The organism is Curtobacterium sp. PhB130 (assembly GCF_003755165.1).
Taxonomy (GTDB): Bacteria; Actinomycetota; Actinomycetes; order Actinomycetales; family Microbacteriaceae; genus Curtobacterium.
The window spans coordinates 349,894-365,917 of record NZ_RKII01000008.1 but is presented as its reverse complement, the minus strand read 5'-3'; the positions used below and the strand labels follow the sequence as shown (position 1 = coordinate 365,917).

The window sequence follows — 16,024 nt, the reverse complement described above, 5'->3', positions numbered from 1 at the left end:
GTGCGTGGCGTCAGCCACGGACGTCCACCGCGCGCTCCGGGTCGCCGTCGTCGATCGCGTCGCGACGGTCCAGTTCCTCGAGCAGCGAGCGCAGCTCCGCGCGGATGAAGTCCTTCGAGGCCATGTCCCGCATCGCCAGGCGGAGCGCGACGACCTCTCGGGCGAGGTACTCGGTGTCCGCCAGGTTCCGCTCGGCGCGCTGCCGGTCCTGCTCGAACTGCACCCGGTCGCGGTCGTCCTGCCGGTTCTGCGCGAGGAGGATCAGCGGCGCCGCGTACGAGGCCTGCAGCGACAGCACCAGCGTCAGCGCCGTGAAGCCGATGGCCGCGGAGTCGAACTGCAGCTGCTTCGGCGTGAAGACGTTCCAGGCCATCCAGACGACGCAGAAGAGGGTCAGGCCGACCAGGAACCAGGGCGTTCCCATTGCGCGTGCGATGCCTTCGGTCGCGCGACCGAACGCGTCACCGCGGCCCGAGCGCCGACGGGTCGGCAGGACGCGCGTGCGCATGCCCTTGGGGGAGTCGAGACGGGTGTTCTCATCCGTTCGTGCCACGTGTGGTCCTCCTCCCCGCGCTCACGGGGGTCCTACGGCTCTTGGTGCGGGGGCGTGCGGGTTCACCGTCGCCCTGACTTCGCCAGTCGTCCGGCAGGACGTGGTCGAGCACGTCGTCGATCGTCACCACCCCGACCAGACGGTGGGCGTCGTCGACCACGGGGACGGACACGAGGTTGTAGGTCGCCATCACACGCGTGACCTCCGCCGCACTGGCATCGACACGGACCGGTTCGGTCTGCTGGTCGATGAGCGTGCCGAGGCGTTCGTTCGGCGGGTAGCGGAGCATGCGCTGGAAGTGCACCAGCCCGAGGAACCGGCCGGTCGGCGGTTCGTACGGCGGGAGCGTGACGCAGACGCTCGCGCCGAGCGCCGGTGCGAGCTCGTGCCGGCGGATCAACGCGAGCCCCTCGGCCACGGTGGCGTCCGCGGAGACGATCACCGGCTCCGTCGTCATGAGGCCACCCGCGGTGTCCGGCTCGTACTCGAGCAGCATCCGGACGTCCTGCGCCTCTTCCGGCTCCATGAGCTGCAGGAGCGCTTCGCTCCGCTCGTCGGAGAGCTCGGCCAGCAGGTCGGCGGCGTCGTCCGGCTGCATCTGGTCGAGGACGTCGGCGGCGCGGGCGTCCTCGAGCGAGGACAGGATCGCCACCCGCTCGGCGTCCGGCATCTCCTCGAGCACGTCGGCGAGCCGGTCGTCGGGGAGTTCCTCCGCCACCTCGAACCGGCGCTCCGCCGGCAGGTCGAGCAGCGTCGACGCGAGGTCGGCCGGCACCAGGTCCGAGTACGCGGCGATGACGTGCTCGGCGGACTGGGACTCACCGGGGAGCTCGTCCTCGGTGACCTCGTTCCAGGTGGCGAACGTCGTCGGGCCCTTGCCGAACGGCGACGGCGTCGTCTTCGGCTTGCGGAGGAAGAGCTGCGACACCTCCCAGTCGCCCTGGCCACGGTCCTCGATCGCGATGTCCTCGATCGTGGCGCGGATGCGGTCCTTCGTGATGAGCACCTTGCGCCCGAGCATCTCCGCGATCACCCGGACCTCGCCGCCGCGCTGCTCGAAGCGGCGCATGTTGACCAGGCCGGTCGTGATCACCTGCCCGGCGCCGATCGAGGTGATCCGGCCGACGCTGACGAAGATGCGGCGCTTGCCGGGGACCTCGACGATCAACCCCACGACGTGCGGAGGATCGGCCCGCCGGTAGACGACGAGGACGTCCCGGACCCTGCCGACGCGATCGCCCGCGGGGTCGAAGACGGAGCACCCGGCCAGGCGGGCGACGAAGACCTTCGTGGCGCTCACGATCTCAGCGTAGTCGGTCACCCGGTCCGTTCCCTGGCGGTGGCCCGGCCGGTTCCCCGGTGGTGGCCCGGCCGGTTCCCTGGCGGTGGCCCGGCCGGTTCCCCGGTGGTTCTCGTGCGATCGCAAGGGGGACGGTGGATGATGACTGTGTGAGCACTCAGAGCCCCTTCCGCGGTCGCACGGCGCAGGTCTTCCCCACGCTGCCCCGCGGAGACGTCCTCGGCACCTTCGACAGCTACCCCGAAGCGCAGGCGGTGGTGGCGAAGCTCGCCGAGTCCGACTTCCCGGTGAACAAGCTCTCGATCGTCGGCAACGACCTCAAGACCGTCGAGCGCGTCACCGGTAAGATGACCTACGGCCGTGCCGCCCTGGCCGGTGCACTGTCCGGGCTCTGGCTCGGCATCTTCTTCGGCATCGTGCTGACGCTGTTCTCACCGACGGCCGGCGGCCTCATCCTCGCCGCGGCCATCATCGGCGCCGCGTTCGGCATGCTCTACGGCATCGTCTCCTTCGCGATCACGAAGCGGCAGCGGGACTTCACGAGCGTGCACCAGGTGCTCGCCACGAACTACCAGATCATCGTCGACCCGCAGCTCGTCGGGCAGGCGCAGCGGATCCTCGGCCAGTCCGGTGCGACGCCGCACGCCGCGTGGAACCCGGGGCAGCAGTCGGGTGCTCCCGGGTCGCAGTTCCAGGGACCGCCGCAGCAGCAGTCGTGGCGTCCGGGTCCGCCCCAGGGGTCGCCCTACGGTGGGCACTCCACACCCCACAACCAGCCTGGAGGCCCGGCGCAGTCCGGCCCCGCCGCCCCCGCCACGGGTGCGCAGCCGCGCTACGGCACCAACGACGGTCCGCGCTACGGCGAGGTCGCGCAGCCGGGTCAGCCCGGCCAGGCCGCCCAGCCGGTCGCGTCGCAGCAGCCGGCTGCGCCGTCCGCACCGCGTGCCGACGAGCCCCCGCGCTACGGGGAGCGGGTCCCGGGCGCGACGCCTCCGGCGCCGGCGTCGTCCCCCGACGCGCAGGCGCCCGGCGCTTCCGCGCCCGAGGCCCCGTCCCCCGACGACAAGCGCTGACGCGGCGCGCTCCGCGCTCCGCGCTCCGCGCTCCGCGCTCCGCGCTCCGCGCTCCGCGCTCCGCGCTCCGCGCTCCGCGCTCCGCGCCCCGCGCCGCGCTCCCGCCGAGATCGCACTCCGTGTCGCTTCCCCCTCGGGGACCCGACACGGAGTGCGATCTCATGTGCGCTGGGGTGCTGACGGCGCCCCGCGACGCCCGCGCCCCGCGCTCCGCGCCCCGCGCTTGGCGCTCCCGCCGAGATCGCACTCCGTGTCTCTTCCCCCTCGGGGACCCGACACGGAGTGCGATCTCACGTGCGCTGTGGCGCTGACGGCGCCCCGCGACGCCCGCGCTCCGCGCTCCGCGCTCCGCGCTCCGCGCTCCCGCCGAGATCGCACTCCGTGTCGCTTCCCCTTCGGGGACCCGACGCGGAGTGCGATCTCACGTGCGCTGTGGCGCGTACGAGACGGCGGGTGCGGGACGGCCCGCGAGTTCGAGCGGTCACGACACCCCGGAGCCGACCGCCGAGTGGTCACGAGTCGTCCTGCGCGTGGGTGCTGGTCGATGGTTCACGACCGGTCGGCAAGGGGAGCGCGGGGTGTTGCGACCGGTCGGCAGGGGCACGGGATCGGCGAAGCGGCCGGCGCTAGAGGACCTTCGAGTAGCAGGCGGAGAGCGGGGCGCCGACGTAGGGGCCGAAGTTCGCGATGCGGGTGAACCCCTCGCGCTCGTAGAACCGGATCGCGCGCTTCTGCTCCGTGCCGGTCTCGAGCACGAGCGCCGGTGACCCGAGGTCGAGCGCCGCTTCTTCCAGGCGCCGGAGGATCCCCGTCGCGACACCCGCACCGCGGGACTCCCGCCGCACGTACATCCGCTTGATCTCGGTCACGCCGTCCTCGACGACGCGCAGGCCCCCGCACCCGAGCGGTGTGCCGTCGGCGTCCCGCGCAACGAAGAACACCGCGATGGACTCCGCGGTCGGCTTCGCACCCGGCTCGGTGTCCCCGCCGTAGGTGCTGTCGATCTCGATGCGCTGGGCAGCGCGCAGCCGCATGGCGTCCGGTGAGTCGAAGTGCTCGACGTCGATCGCGATCTGCTGCGGGGAGGTGCTCTGCGGTGTCGCCTCGGGTGTGCTCACCCGCTCAGGCTAGCGCCCGGTGCGGGCGATCCACCCCTCCACTTCCGAGGGGGTCCTGGGGATGCCGATCGACAGGTTCTCGGCACCGTCGGCGGTCACGAGGATGTCGTCCTCGATGCGGATGCCGATGCCGCGGAACTCCTCGGGGACGGTCAGGTCGTCCTGCTGGAAGTACAGACCGGGCTCGATCGTGAACACCATGCCGGGCTCGATGACGCCGTCGATGTACATCTCACGACGGGCCTTCGCACAGTCGTGGACGTCGAGGCCGAGGTGGTGGCTCGTGCCGTGCACCATGTAACGGCGGTGGAACTGGTTGTCCGGCTGCAGCGACTCTTCCGCGGAGACCGGCAGGAAGCCCCACTCGGCGGTCTTCCGCGCGATGACGTCCATCGCGGTGGCGTGCACCTGCCGGAAGGTGATGCCCGGCTTGACGATCGCGAACGCGGCGTCGGCGGCTTCGAGCACGGCGTCGTAGACCAGGCGCTGCACGTCGGTGAACGTCCCGCTGACCGGGAGCGTGCGGGTGATGTCGGCCGTGTAGAACGAGTCGACCTCGACGCCGGCGTCGATGAGGATCAGGTCGCCGGGCTGGACGGCGCCGTCGTTCCGGGTCCAGTGCAGGATGCAGGCGTGGTGCCCGGACGCGGCGATCGTGTCGTACCCCACTGTGTTGCCGTCGGCGCGTGCTCGGCGGTTGAACGTTCCCTCGACGATGCGTTCCCCACGGGGGTGGGCGAGCACCGCGTCGAAGTCGGCGATGACGTCGTCGAAGCCGTGCTTGGTCGCGTCGACTGCCTTGCGGAGCTCGTTGACCTCGAACGGGTCCTTCACGAGACGGAGCTCGGAGAGGTCGCGGGCCAGGACGTCGTCGGAAGCGGGAGCGTCGTCGGACTCGGCCAGGCCACCGACAGGGGAGCCGATCCGGTCGTCGAGCGCGCGGGTGAGGTCGGCGTCGGCGTCGCGGACGACCAGCACGGAGTCGTCGAGGGCGTCCGAGACACCCGCGAAGTCACCGAGGTCGGCCGTCGCGAGACCGAGGTCCGCAGCGACTTCGGCCAGCGACGGACGCGGCCCGACCCAGAACTCGCCGATCTCGGGGTTCGCGTAGAACTCTTCCGAGTCGCGCCCGGCGGTGGCGCGGAAGTACAGGGTGGCGTCGTGCCCGGAGTCGTTCGGGGTCATCACGAGGACGGAACCGACGACGGTGTCGGTGCCCCACCCGGTCAGGTGCGCGAACGCGGAGTGCGGGCGGAACGGGTAGTCGCAGTCGTTCGAGCGGACCTTCGCCTGCCCGGCGGGCACCACGATCGTGCGTCCGGGGTGCAGCTCGGAGATGCGTGCCCGGCGTGCGGCGGCGAACGTCGCCTGCTCGCGTGCAGCGGGTACGGGGCGGTCCCGCTCGGCCCACTGGGACCCGATGAAGTCCTTGAAGGTCGAGGAGCCGGGGGTGGTGGAGCGGTTGCTCGTCGCGCGGGGAGTCGTGTCGGCCATGCCCCCATCATCGCACCGCGCCAGCCCCTCGGCCTGTGCACCCGCTCACCTGTGGATAGCATTGTGCCGTGCCCGACCCGTTCATCGACCTGCACGCGCACTCGAGTGTCTCCGACGGCACCGAGCCGCCCGCCGCGCTCGTCCGGGCCGCAGCCGCTGCCGGCCTCGACGCCGTCGCGCTGACCGACCACGACACCACGTCGGGCTGGGCCGAGGCGACGGCCGCCGCGCGCGAGCTCCCGCTGACGCTCGTCCCCGGCCTCGAGCTGAGCACCCGTGTCGGGTACCGGAGCGTGCACGTCCTCGGGTACCTCGTCGACCCCGAGGACCCCGCGCTCGTCGCGGAGACCACCCGCATCCGGGACGGACGGCTCGCCCGCGCGCGTCGCATGGTCGAGCGCATCGGCCAGGACCACCCGATCACCTGGGACGACGTCATCGCGCAGGCCAGCCCCGGTGCGACGATCGGCCGGCCACACATCGCCGACGCGCTCGTCGCACGCGGCCTCGAGTCCGACCGCAGTGCGGCGTTCCGCGGGATCCTGCACCCGGCCTCCGGCTACTACGAACCGCACGAGGCTCCGACCCCGCTCCGGGGCGTCGAACTCATCCGCGGCGCCGGCGGCGTGCCCGTGATCGCGCACCCGGCAGCGACCTCACGGGGCATCGTCATCGACGAAGCCGCCCTCCGGGAGCTCGTCGACGCCGGGCTCGGTGGCCTCGAGGTCGACCACCGCGAGAACCTCGCCCACGGCAAGCGCACCCTGCTCGAGTGGGCGGACCGCTACGACCTGTTCGTCACGGGTTCCAGCGACTACCACGGCACCGGCAAGCCGAACCGGCTCGGCGAGCACCGGACGTCCCGGCGCGCCTTCGACGAGATCCTCGCGCAGGCCACCGGCAGCGCCCCGGTCGTCGGCCCCGGCTCGCGCCTGGCCTGACCGACTGCTGCCGGAACGCGACAGTGCCCGTGGGTGAGACCCACGGGCACTGTCGCGTTCACGAAGTCCTTCCGGATGACCGGACGGGAGGCGCTACTCGCCGTCCGACGCCGGCTGCGGCGACGAGGCGGTCGCTTCGCCCCCGGTGCCGGCCCCGCGACGACGGCGACGACGACGACGCTTGGTCGCGGCACCGTCACCGTCGGTGCTGTCCGGACCCGTGCTCTCGACCTTGGGCGCGGAGTCCGCCGCCTGCGCTGCCGGGCGATCCGAGCCTCCGGTCCGGGTGCGACGACGCGGACGCGAGTCGCCGGACTCACCGGAGCCGTCCGACTGGCGCGGCTGGCGCGGAGGCCGTGAGCTGCTGCGCTCCGGCGCACCCGCCGTGGCGGCGTGCGACGACGAGCCGGGCAGACGGCCCTTGGTGCCCTGCGGGATGTCGAGTTCCTCGAACAGGTGCGGCGACGACGAGTAGGTCTCGACGGGCTCGGGGATGCCGAACTCGAGGGCCTTGTCGATCAGCGTCCACTTGTGCAGGTCGTCCCAGTCCACGAACGTGACCGCGATGCCCGTCTTGCCCGCGCGACCGGTACGACCGGCGCGGTGCAGGTACGTGTCCGGGTCGTCCGGGATCGTGTGGTTGATCACGTGCGTGACGTCGTCCACGTCGATGCCGCGGGCCGCGACGTCGGTGGCGATGAGCACGTCGCGCTTGCCGGCCTTGAACGCCGCCATCGCGCGCTCGCGCTGCTCCTGGTTGAGGTCGCCGTGCACCGCTGCGGCGTTGAACCCGCGGTCCTTCAGTTCCTCGACCAGCTTCGCCGCCGCACGCTTGGTGCGGGTGAAGATCACGGTCTTGCCGCGGCCGTTCGCCTGCAGGATGCGGGCGATGACCTCGTCCTTGTCGAGCGAGTGCGCGCGGTAGATGAGGTGCTTGATGTTGGCCTGCATGAGGCCCTCGTCCGGGTCCGTGGCGCGGATGTGCACCGGACGCGACATGAAGCGACGGGCGAGCGCGACGATCGGCGCCGGCATGGTCGCCGAGAACAGCATCGTGTGGCGCACGTCGGGCACGGCCTGGAAGATCCGCTCGATGTCCGAGAGGAACCCGAGGTCGAGCATGCGGTCGGCCTCGTCGAGGACGACTTCCTGCACGTGGGAGAGGTCGAGCAGTCGCTGACGCTGCAGGTCGATCAGGCGCCCGGGGGTGCCGACGACGATCTGCGCGCCAGCCTTGAGCTGTTCGATCTGGCCTTCGTACGCCTTGCCGCCGTAGATCGAGACGATCGTGGTGGAGCGGTTCGAGGTCGCGAGTTCGAGGTCCTCGGTCACCTGGACCGCGAGTTCACGGGTCGGGACGACCACGAGGGCCTTCACGCCGTGCGCGGGGTCGGCGCCGAGACGCTGGATGAGGGGGAGGCCGAACCCGAAGGTCTTGCCGGTCCCGGTCTTGGCCTGGCCGATGATGTCCTGGCCGGTGAGGGCGAGCGGGATCGTCTGCTCCTGGATCGGGAAGGGCTCGATGATGCCCTTGCCGGCGAGCGCATCGACGATGTCCTGCTCGATGTTGAGGTCTGAGAAAGTCAAAAAGGTCACCCTGTCCTATCGGGGAGTCCGAACCAGTCTACCGGCGCGCGGAGCGGACGGGTCCTTCCCCCTATGCTGGAGGCGTGGTGTCGTGGTGGAACCGGAAGCGCGCGGCGCAGCTCGCAGCAGCATGGCTCGCGTCGCGGAACCCGAAGAACCCCGCGCAGGTGGAGCGCCTGCAGCTCGACGACGTCAGCCCCGAGCTCGACGTCTACCTCGGGCAGGCCGCCTACCTCCAGCTCTCGCTGTACGAGACGATGGGCCGCGCCGGAGCGTCGGCGCCGACCCTGTCCGGACGGCTGGTCACCGGCGTGCTCGCCACGACCGCGCTCGACCGGCACCGGTCGATCGTCGCCGAGATCGAGCGGACCGGAGCCGACCCGGCCGAGCTGATGGCGCCGCACCGGGAAGCCATCGACCTGTTCCTCGACCGGACGAGCGGTGCGGACTGGTACGAGTCGATGCTGACGGGCTACGTCACCGCCGGCATCCTCAACGACCTCTTCGCGAACCTGCTGCGCTCACTGCCGAACGACGTGCAGCAGCGGCTGCAGGGCGTGTTCGACGCGCGCGAAGAAGCGGCCGTCGTCGAGGAGCTCAGCGCGCGCATCGACGAGGAACCGCAGGTGTCGTCCCGGCTGGCGATGTGGGGACGACGGCTCGTGGGTGACACGTTGCTCGTCGCACGGTCGGCGCTGGCGTCGCACGCGCGCGAGGACCAATCGCGGCTGGAGCCGGTCTGGACCGAGCTGATCGCGACGCACACCCGGCGGATGGACGCCCTCGGGCTCACGGCCTGAGGGCAGCGCTGCTGCTGGCAGCGCCGCGGGCAGTGTCCGGCCTGCTCAGGCGCGGCGTGTCGCTCCGGCGCCGCCGCGGTTCTTGACCGACTCGTAGAAGGCGGCGTCGTTCGCGGTGCGGCGTCGGCCGAGCAGCCACTCCGCGGCGAGAGCGACGACCCCCGCGCCGACGAGTGCGACGACCCAGATCCAGGTGGCGTCGTACTGCCAGCCGGCCCAGGTCAGCACTTCCCAGAGGACGGCGGCGGTGATCCCGCCGACCGTCGGGCCGAGCAGCTGACCACGCGTCGAGCGCAACGGCAGCAGCACGTGCGCGATGGCACCGCAGATCAGGCCGCCGAGGATCGCGAAGAGGAGTTCCACGCCGGTGCTACGCGACGAAGCCGATGCGGCGGGCTTCTTCGGAGCCGAACTCGACGTAGGCCAGCGCTGCGGCGGCGACCACGTACTTGCGGCCCTTCTCGTCCTGCAGTGCGAGGTGCGTCTGGGATGCGAGCGCCTCGGAGACGGCCTTCTCGATCTCTTCCGCGGTCTGCTTCGTCTCGAAGGCGATCTCGCGCGGGCTGTTGATGATGCCGATCTTGATGTCCACGTGCTCACCATATCCGAGCCGTGTTCGGCGGGACCCTCCGTTCGCCTTGGGCGCACGGCGCACGGCGTCCGGCGCGCGGCGTGCGGAGTGCGGCGTCCGGCGCACCGCCGGTCGGTCACCGGAGATGTCGGTCGCCCTCGGTACGGTACGGACGTGCCCACGACCACGCTGACGCCAGCACCCGCGCCGACGCAGGGGTCCCGCGCGCTGGTCGCGGACCCCGGGCAGGCAGCGGTCCTCGCGCTGCCCGACGGTGTGCACGCAGCGGTGATCGGCGCACCCGGAACCGGCAAGACCTCGACGCTCGCCCGCCTCGTCGCCACCCGGCTCCGGCGTCCCGACGCGATCACCCCCGACGGCCACGCGACGGTGCTCGCCCTGACCTCCTCGCGCACCGCGGCGACCGCGCTCCGCGACCACCTCGCGGTGACGGTCGAGCGGGTCACGCCCGGCGCGCTCGCCCGCACCGTGAACTCCCTGGCCTTCCAGATCGTCGCGTTCGCCGCGGCCGCCCAGGGTCAGTCCGCGCCGACCCTCCTCACCGGTGGCGAACAGGACCGGATCCTCGCCGACCTGCTCGCCGGCCACGAGACCGACGGCACCGGCCCGGACTGGCCGCAGCCGATCACCGCCGTCGTCCGGGAACGCGCCGGGTTCCGGACCGCACTCCGCGACGTGATGATGCGCGCGGTCGCCGCCGGCGTCGAACCGGACGACATGCGCGAGCTCGCGGACGAGAAGGGCCGGCCGGAGTGGCGGGCGGTCGGTGACCTCGTGGACGAGTACCGGGCCGCGTTGACCGCCTTCCGGACGACGAGCCTCGACGCCGCGGAGCTCGTCGCCTTCGCCACCGCCGCCGTGCTCCGCGGGGAGCTCCCGCCCGCGGTGGCCGCACTGCGGCTCGTGGTCGTCGACGACACGCAGGAACTCGTCGAGGGGGAGATCGCGCTCCTCGGTGCGCTGGCTCGCTCCGGCGTCCAGGTCGTCGCGTTCGGCGATCCGGACATCGCGGCGTCGGCCTTCCGCGGTGCGGAGCCCGACGTCCTCGGCCGGCTCGCGTCCCGGCTCGGTGTCGCGCACGTGCAGGACGTCGTGCTCGGGACCGTGCACCGGCACCCCGCGCCGATCCGGGCGCTCGTCAGCGGGATCACCGGACGCGTCGGGGCCGCCGCGGCGGGGCGGCAGCGGACCGCGCTCGCCCGCGACACCGACGGCCGGCCGGACTCCGTGCTGCACCTCGAGGGCGGCAGTCGTTCCGCGCTCGTGGTCGCCGTCGCCCGTCGGCTGCGCGAGCACCACCTGATGGACGGCGTCCCGTGGCACCGCATGGTGGTCGTGACGCGCAGTGGCGCGGCCATCCCCGAACTCGTCCGTGCCCTCTCCGTCGCCGAGGTCCCCGCCACCGCGGGTGCCGCGCCGACCCGACCCCGCGACGACTCCGCCGCCCGGTCGTTGATCGACGCCGCGGCGGTCTCGCTGGGGGTGCTGCCGCTCGACGCCGACCTCGCGACCGCGTTCGCGACCGGGCCCCTCGGCGGGCTCGACACGCTCGCGATGCGGCGGCTCCGGCTCGCGCTCCGGCGTGAAGAACTGGCCGGCGGCGGCACCCGCACCGCGGACGAACTGCTCGTCGACGCGCTCGGGGCTCCGGAGCGGCTCGTCACCGTCGACGCCGCCTTCGCCCGCCGTGCCACCCGCCTCGCCCGGAGCCTCGTCCAGGCCCGCGCCGACGCCGAGTCCGGTGCCAGCATCGAGGAGATCCTCTGGGGCCTCTGGGAGCGCAGCGGTCTCGCCGGCATCTGGGGCGGCCAGTCGCTCGCGGGTGGTGTCGGTGCCGGCGAGGCCGACCGGCACCTCGACGCCGTGGTCGGGCTGTTCACCGCGGCGAAGCGCTTCGTCGAGCGCACGCCGGACGCCCCCGCGCGGGTCTTCGTCGACGACCTGCTCGGAGCCGACCTGCCCGAGGACAGCATCGGCCCGGACCGGACCGCCGGGCGTGTCCGCGTGCTCACCCCGTCCGCGACGATCGGGCTCGAGTGCGACGTCGTCGTGGTGCTCGGCCTGCAGGACGGCGTGTGGCCGAACACCCGGGTCCGGGGCAGCCTCCTCGACCCGGACGGACTGGTCCGCGCCGCTGCCGGGACCGACCACGACGTCGTGGACGACCGCGCCGCCGTGATCGCCGACGAGCTCCGGCTGTTCGCCCGGGCGGTCTCCCGCGCCACGACCCAGGTGGTCATCGGGACGATCGCCAACGACGACGAGTCCCCGTCCCCGTTCGTCCGGCTCGTGCCCGTGCCGCCGGACCGCCAGCCCACCGCGCACCCGCTCTCACTCCGGGGACTCGCGGGTTCGCTCCGCCGTCGGGTGGTGGCGACCGGTGACCACGAGGCGGCCTCCGCACTCGCGCGCCTGGCCGAGGCCGAGGTCCCCGGCGCATCGCCCGACGACTGGTACGGCACCGCCGAGCCGACGACGGAAGACCCGCTCGTCGACCTGGACGGAGCCGCCGTCGAGGACCCGGTCAGCGGCGAGCTCGTCCCGCCCACCGTCGGGGTCTCCCCGTCGCGGATCGGCACCTTCGAGGAGTGCCCCGTGCACTGGTTCGTGCAGACGTTCGGTGGCGGCGCACCGAGCCCGGCGATGGGCATCGGCACGATCGTGCACGAGGCGATGGAGCACGCGACCGAGATCGACGTCGAGTCGCTGTGGGAACGGGTCGAGTCCCGGTGGGGTGAGCTGACGTTCGAGTCCCCGTGGATCGGCGACCGTGAACGCGCCAGGACGCGTCGGATGATCGAGGGGCTCAGCGACTACCTGCGCACGTTCGCCAGCGCCGGACGGCAGCTGCTCGGCGCCGAGACCTCGTTCGCCCTCGTCACCGGCCCGGCACGGGTGCGCGGCAGCATCGACCGCATCGAGATCGACCCCGACGGCCGCGTCAGCGTCGTCGACCTGAAGACCGGCCGGAGCATGCCGAGCGAGAAGAACGACATGCCCGAGCACCCGCAGCTCGGTGCCTACCAGCTCGCGGTGGAGGACGGCGCGGTCGAGGGCGTCCCGGCCGGGTCGCCGATGACCGATGCCCGGCTCGTCTTCGTGCAGAACCCGAAGGGCGGGCACGCCTACTCGGAGCGGACCCAGCACGCGTTCGACCCCGACGCGCGCGAGTCCTACCGGGAACGGCTGCACGAGGTCGCCAGGGGCATGGCCGGCCGCACGTTCGTCGCCAACGTCGACGACCACTGCGAGAAGGCACGCACCGGTGTCGAGTGCCGGATCCACGTGGTGGGAGAGGTGACGTGGTGACCGACGAACTGCTCGAGGACGACGTCCTGGTCCGGCACGGCGCGGATGCGATCGCCGACGCACTCGGCCGTCCGCGCCCGACCGAGCAGCAGCGCGCCGTCATCGAGTCACCCCTCGCACCGGCCCTCGTCGTCGCCGGCGCCGGCAGCGGCAAGACCGAGACCATGGCGTCGCGGGTCGTCTGGCTGCTCGCCAACGGCCACGTGCGCCCGGACGAGATCCTCGGACTCACCTTCACCCGCAAGGCGGCGGGGGAGCTCTCGATCCGGATCAACGACCGGATCCGGGCGCTCGAGGACGCCGGCCTGATCACTGCCGGCGACGCCTTCGAAGCCCCGACCGTGTCCACCTACAACGCCTTCGCGAACAGTGTCTTCCGCGAGAACGCGCTGCTGGTCGGGCGCGACGGCGAGTCCCAGGTGCTCACCGAACCGTCCGCGTGGCAGCTGGCACGCCGGGTCGTGGTCGCCGCCCGGGACGACCGGCTCGCCGGCCTCGACCGCAACGTCGACACGATCACCGCGGCCGTCGTCGCGCTCGCCGGAGCAGCGTCGGAGCACCTCGTCGAGCCCGAGCGGCTGCGGCGCTTCGCGATCGAGTTCTCCGAGCTGCTCGAGCTCCCCGGCAACCGCGGGAAGCCGTACGCCGCGATCACCGCGGCCGTGGCGGCGATCGGGGCACTGGAGCCGCTGACCGACCTGGTCGAGGAGTTCCGCCGCCAGAAGGTCGACCGCGGCTTCGTGGAGTTCTCCGACCAGATCGCGCTGGCCCTCGCCGCCGCCGAGGCCGCACCGCGCGTGGTCGACGACCTCCGGGGGCGGTTCAGGGTGGTCCTCCTCGACGAGTACCAGGACACCTCCGTGGTGCAGACCCGGTTCCTGGCACGGCTGTTCCACGACCACCCGGTGATGGCCGTCGGGGACCCGCACCAATCGATCTACGGGTTCCGCGGCGCGAGCGCGGCGAACCTGGCCCGGTTCCCGCGGGACTTCGGACGCGCTGGCGACGCTGGCGACGCTGGCGCCGCCGCTCCGCGCACGTTCGCCCTCTCGACGAGCTGGCGGAACCCGGTCGACGTCCTCGCCGGGGCCAACGCCGTCGTCGCGCCCCTGTCCGAGGCGTCCGAGGTCGACGTGGAGCGCCTGTCACCACGGCCCGGCGCCGACGCCGGTGTCGTGCACGCCGTCTTCACCGAGACCCTGCCCGAAGAAGCGGCCGCCGTGGCCGCCTGGTTCGAGGACCACCGCCGCCGGAACCCGGGCGGCTCGATGGCGCTGCTCCTCCGTGCCCGGAAGGACCTCGCGGCCTTCACCGGGGCACTCGGGCAGCGGGGAGTGCCGTACCACGTGCTCGGCACCGGGGGACTGCTCCAGCGTCCGGAGATCGTCGACCTTGTGGCGTGCCTCCGGGTGCTCCACGACCCGGCCGCCGGCAACGACCTGATCCGGCTCCTCGCCGGGGCCCGCTGGCGGGTGGGTGCGGCGGACGTCGTCGCGCTGCACGGCCTGGCGCAGTGGCTGTTCAAGCGGGACCACACGCAGCAGCGCCTCGACGACGAGGTGACCGCCGCCTTCCGCGCGTCGGTCGCGGTCGGCGAGCACGGCTCGGTCGTGGACGCCCTGGACTTCGTCGCGGTCGCGCCGGACGAGCACGGCGCCCTGCAGGGGATCACCCCGGCCGGCCGCGACCGGATGCGCCGCCTCGGGCAGCAGCTCGCCGCGCTCCGGTCCCGTGCCGCCGGGGACCTGGTCGACTTCGTCACCCTGGTGATCCAGGAGATGCACCTCGACATCGAGGTCGCCGCGCACGAGCAGGGGAGCGGTGCGTACCTCGACGCCTTCGTCGACGAACTCGCCGGGTTCGTGGGGACGGACGACCGCGCGGACCTCGGCGCGTTCCTCGGCTGGATCGACGCCGCAGCGCGCCGTGACGACATGGGTCCCCGATCCGAGGAGCCCGAGGCCGGGACCGTGCAGATCCTGACGATCCACGGCTCGAAGGGGCTCGAGTGGGACGCGGTCGCGGTGCCCCGGATGGTCGAGGGTGCGCTGCCCGCCCGCCCGCAGGAAGGGTCATCGGGGTGGATCGGGTTCGGACGCCTCCCGTACGAGTTCCGCGGTGACGCGGACGAGCTCCCGCGCCTGGACTGGCGGGGGCACGACGCCCAGAAGGACGTCACGCTCGCGATCGAGGCATTCAAGGACGAGGTGAAGGCCCGCAACGAGGAAGAGGAGCGCCGGCTGACGTACGTCGCGCTGACCCGGTCACGTCACGAGCTGCTGGTGAGTGGCTCGTTCTGGGCCGGCGGGGTGAAGCCGATGCAGCCGAGCCGGTACCTCGCGGACCTCGTCGACGCCGGCGTGGTCGCGGCCGACCGGATCCCGGAGACCACCGAGCACGAGGAGAACCCCCTCGGCGACGCCGGCGCGACCCAGGAGTGGCCGCACGTCCCGTTCGGGAACCGTGCGCCGCGCGTCGCCGCCGCGGCCGACCGGGTCCGGAACGCGAACCCCGGTGCGGCCGGACGCTTCGCCGCGGACATCGACCTGCTGCTCGCGGAGCGCCGCGCTGCCCGGTCCGCGAAGCACCGCGTGGTGGTCCCGCACCGGGTGCCGGCGTCCGGGTTCAAGGACTACCTCACCGAGCCCGACGCCGTCGCGGAACGCCTGCGCCGGCCGATGCCCGAGCGCCCCTACCGCGCCACCCGGCTCGGCACCCTGTTCCACCAGTGGGTCGAGCTCCGTGCGCGCTCCGGTGGGGCGCTCGAGACGCTCGGATCGCCGGAACTGCTCGACGTGTGGGACGGCGAGCTCGACGCCGACCCGGACGAGTCGGCCGCTCCCGATGCGGCGGTCAGCGACGACGACGCGCGGCGTCTCGGCGAGTTCCAGGAGACGTTCGCCCGGTCACGCTGGGCGGGTCTGACCCCGGTCGAGGTCGAGCGGGAGATCCACATCCCGTTCCTCGGGCACAGCGTGGTCTGCAAGCTCGACGCCGTCTACGAGATCGACGGGCGGATCGAGGTGGTCGACTGGAAGACCGGCAAGGCACCGTCCGGAGCGACCGACCTGGAACGCCGGCAGCTGCAGCTCGCGCTGTACCGCGTCGCCTACGCCGAGTTCACCGGGCGCCCGATCGCGGACGTCGACGCGGTGTTCTACTTCGTGGCGGACGACCTGGAGATCCGGCCGGCGGAGCTGCTCGACCGTGCGGGGCTCGAACGTGCCTGGGACGCCGCGATCGGCTGACGCGACGTG

The 16,024-nt window shown here is 72.7% G+C and carries 12 protein-coding genes; 5 read left to right on the top strand and 7 right to left on the bottom strand.

The window, feature by feature from the left end; translation table 11 throughout:
- Positions 1-10 precede the first annotated feature (10 nt).
- Together EDF24_RS11720 and EDF24_RS11715 are read right to left on the bottom strand one after the other, a co-directional pair.
- The gene (locus tag EDF24_RS11720) at positions 11-553 is read right to left on the bottom strand and encodes a DUF1003 domain-containing protein (RefSeq protein WP_123654100.1); all 543 of its coding nucleotides are present in this window, start codon (positions 551-553) and stop codon (positions 11-13) included.
- On the bottom strand, positions 537-1,853 hold the full coding sequence (locus EDF24_RS11715; protein ID WP_123654099.1) for a magnesium transporter MgtE N-terminal domain-containing protein: 1,317 nt from the start codon (positions 1,851-1,853) through the stop codon (positions 537-539). The genes EDF24_RS11720 and EDF24_RS11715 overlap by 17 nt, the downstream gene beginning before the upstream one ends.
- A 149-nt stretch (positions 1,854-2,002) precedes the next feature.
- On the opposite strand from EDF24_RS11715, the gene EDF24_RS11710 reads away from it, so the two are divergent.
- On the top strand, positions 2,003-2,926 hold the full coding sequence (locus EDF24_RS11710) for a general stress protein (RefSeq protein WP_123703040.1): 924 nt from the start codon (positions 2,003-2,005) through the stop codon (positions 2,924-2,926).
- Between the two features lie 626 nt (positions 2,927-3,552).
- On the opposite strand, the gene EDF24_RS11700 is transcribed toward EDF24_RS11710, so the two are convergent.
- Both EDF24_RS11700 and EDF24_RS11695 read right to left on the bottom strand, forming a co-directional pair.
- A complete protein-coding gene (locus tag EDF24_RS11700; RefSeq protein ID WP_311316800.1) occupies positions 3,553-4,044 on the bottom strand; it encodes a GNAT family N-acetyltransferase in 492 nt (163 codons plus the stop codon).
- A gap of 9 nt (positions 4,045-4,053) precedes the next feature.
- A complete protein-coding gene (locus EDF24_RS11695) occupies positions 4,054-5,538 on the bottom strand; it encodes an aminopeptidase P family protein (protein WP_123654097.1) in 1,485 nt (494 codons plus the stop codon).
- A 68-nt stretch (positions 5,539-5,606) separates the two neighbouring features.
- On the opposite strand from EDF24_RS11695, the gene EDF24_RS11690 reads away from it, so the two are divergent.
- Positions 5,607-6,479, top strand: coding sequence for a PHP domain-containing protein (locus EDF24_RS11690; protein WP_123654096.1), 873 nt, complete (start codon positions 5,607-5,609; stop codon positions 6,477-6,479).
- A gap of 93 nt (positions 6,480-6,572) precedes the next feature.
- Here EDF24_RS11690 and EDF24_RS11685 read toward each other — a convergent pair whose 3' ends face one another.
- The gene (locus EDF24_RS11685; RefSeq protein WP_123654095.1) at positions 6,573-8,066 is read right to left on the bottom strand and encodes a DEAD/DEAH box helicase; all 1,494 of its coding nucleotides are present in this window, start codon (positions 8,064-8,066) and stop codon (positions 6,573-6,575) included.
- Between the two features lie 83 nt (positions 8,067-8,149).
- Between EDF24_RS11685 and EDF24_RS11680 the strand changes: the two genes are divergently transcribed.
- Positions 8,150-8,866, top strand: a complete 717-nt coding sequence (locus EDF24_RS11680) for a ferritin-like domain-containing protein (RefSeq protein WP_260233430.1) — start codon at positions 8,150-8,152, stop codon at positions 8,864-8,866.
- Between the two features lie 45 nt (positions 8,867-8,911).
- On the opposite strand, the gene EDF24_RS11675 is transcribed toward EDF24_RS11680, so the two are convergent.
- Both EDF24_RS11675 and EDF24_RS11670 read right to left on the bottom strand, forming a co-directional pair.
- On the bottom strand, positions 8,912-9,229 hold the full coding sequence (locus EDF24_RS11675; protein WP_123703036.1) for a hypothetical protein: 318 nt from the start codon (positions 9,227-9,229) through the stop codon (positions 8,912-8,914).
- A gap of 7 nt (positions 9,230-9,236) precedes the next feature.
- Positions 9,237-9,458: a DUF3107 domain-containing protein gene (locus tag EDF24_RS11670; protein ID WP_123654093.1), complete on the bottom strand. Its 222-nt coding sequence runs from the start codon at positions 9,456-9,458 to the stop codon at positions 9,237-9,239.
- 153 nt (positions 9,459-9,611) lie between these two features.
- On the opposite strand from EDF24_RS11670, the gene EDF24_RS11665 reads away from it, so the two are divergent.
- Positions 9,612-12,767 (top strand): UrvD/REP family ATP-dependent DNA helicase, encoded by a 3,156-nt coding sequence (locus EDF24_RS11665; protein WP_185021645.1) that lies wholly within the window; start codon positions 9,612-9,614, stop codon positions 12,765-12,767.
- Positions 12,764-16,015 carry an ATP-dependent DNA helicase gene (locus EDF24_RS11660; RefSeq protein WP_260233429.1) on the top strand — a complete coding sequence of 1,084 codons (3,252 nt, stop codon included), beginning with the start codon at positions 12,764-12,766 and terminating at the stop codon, positions 16,013-16,015. The genes EDF24_RS11665 and EDF24_RS11660 overlap by 4 nt, the downstream gene beginning before the upstream one ends.
- Positions 16,016-16,024: the final 9 nt, after the last annotated feature.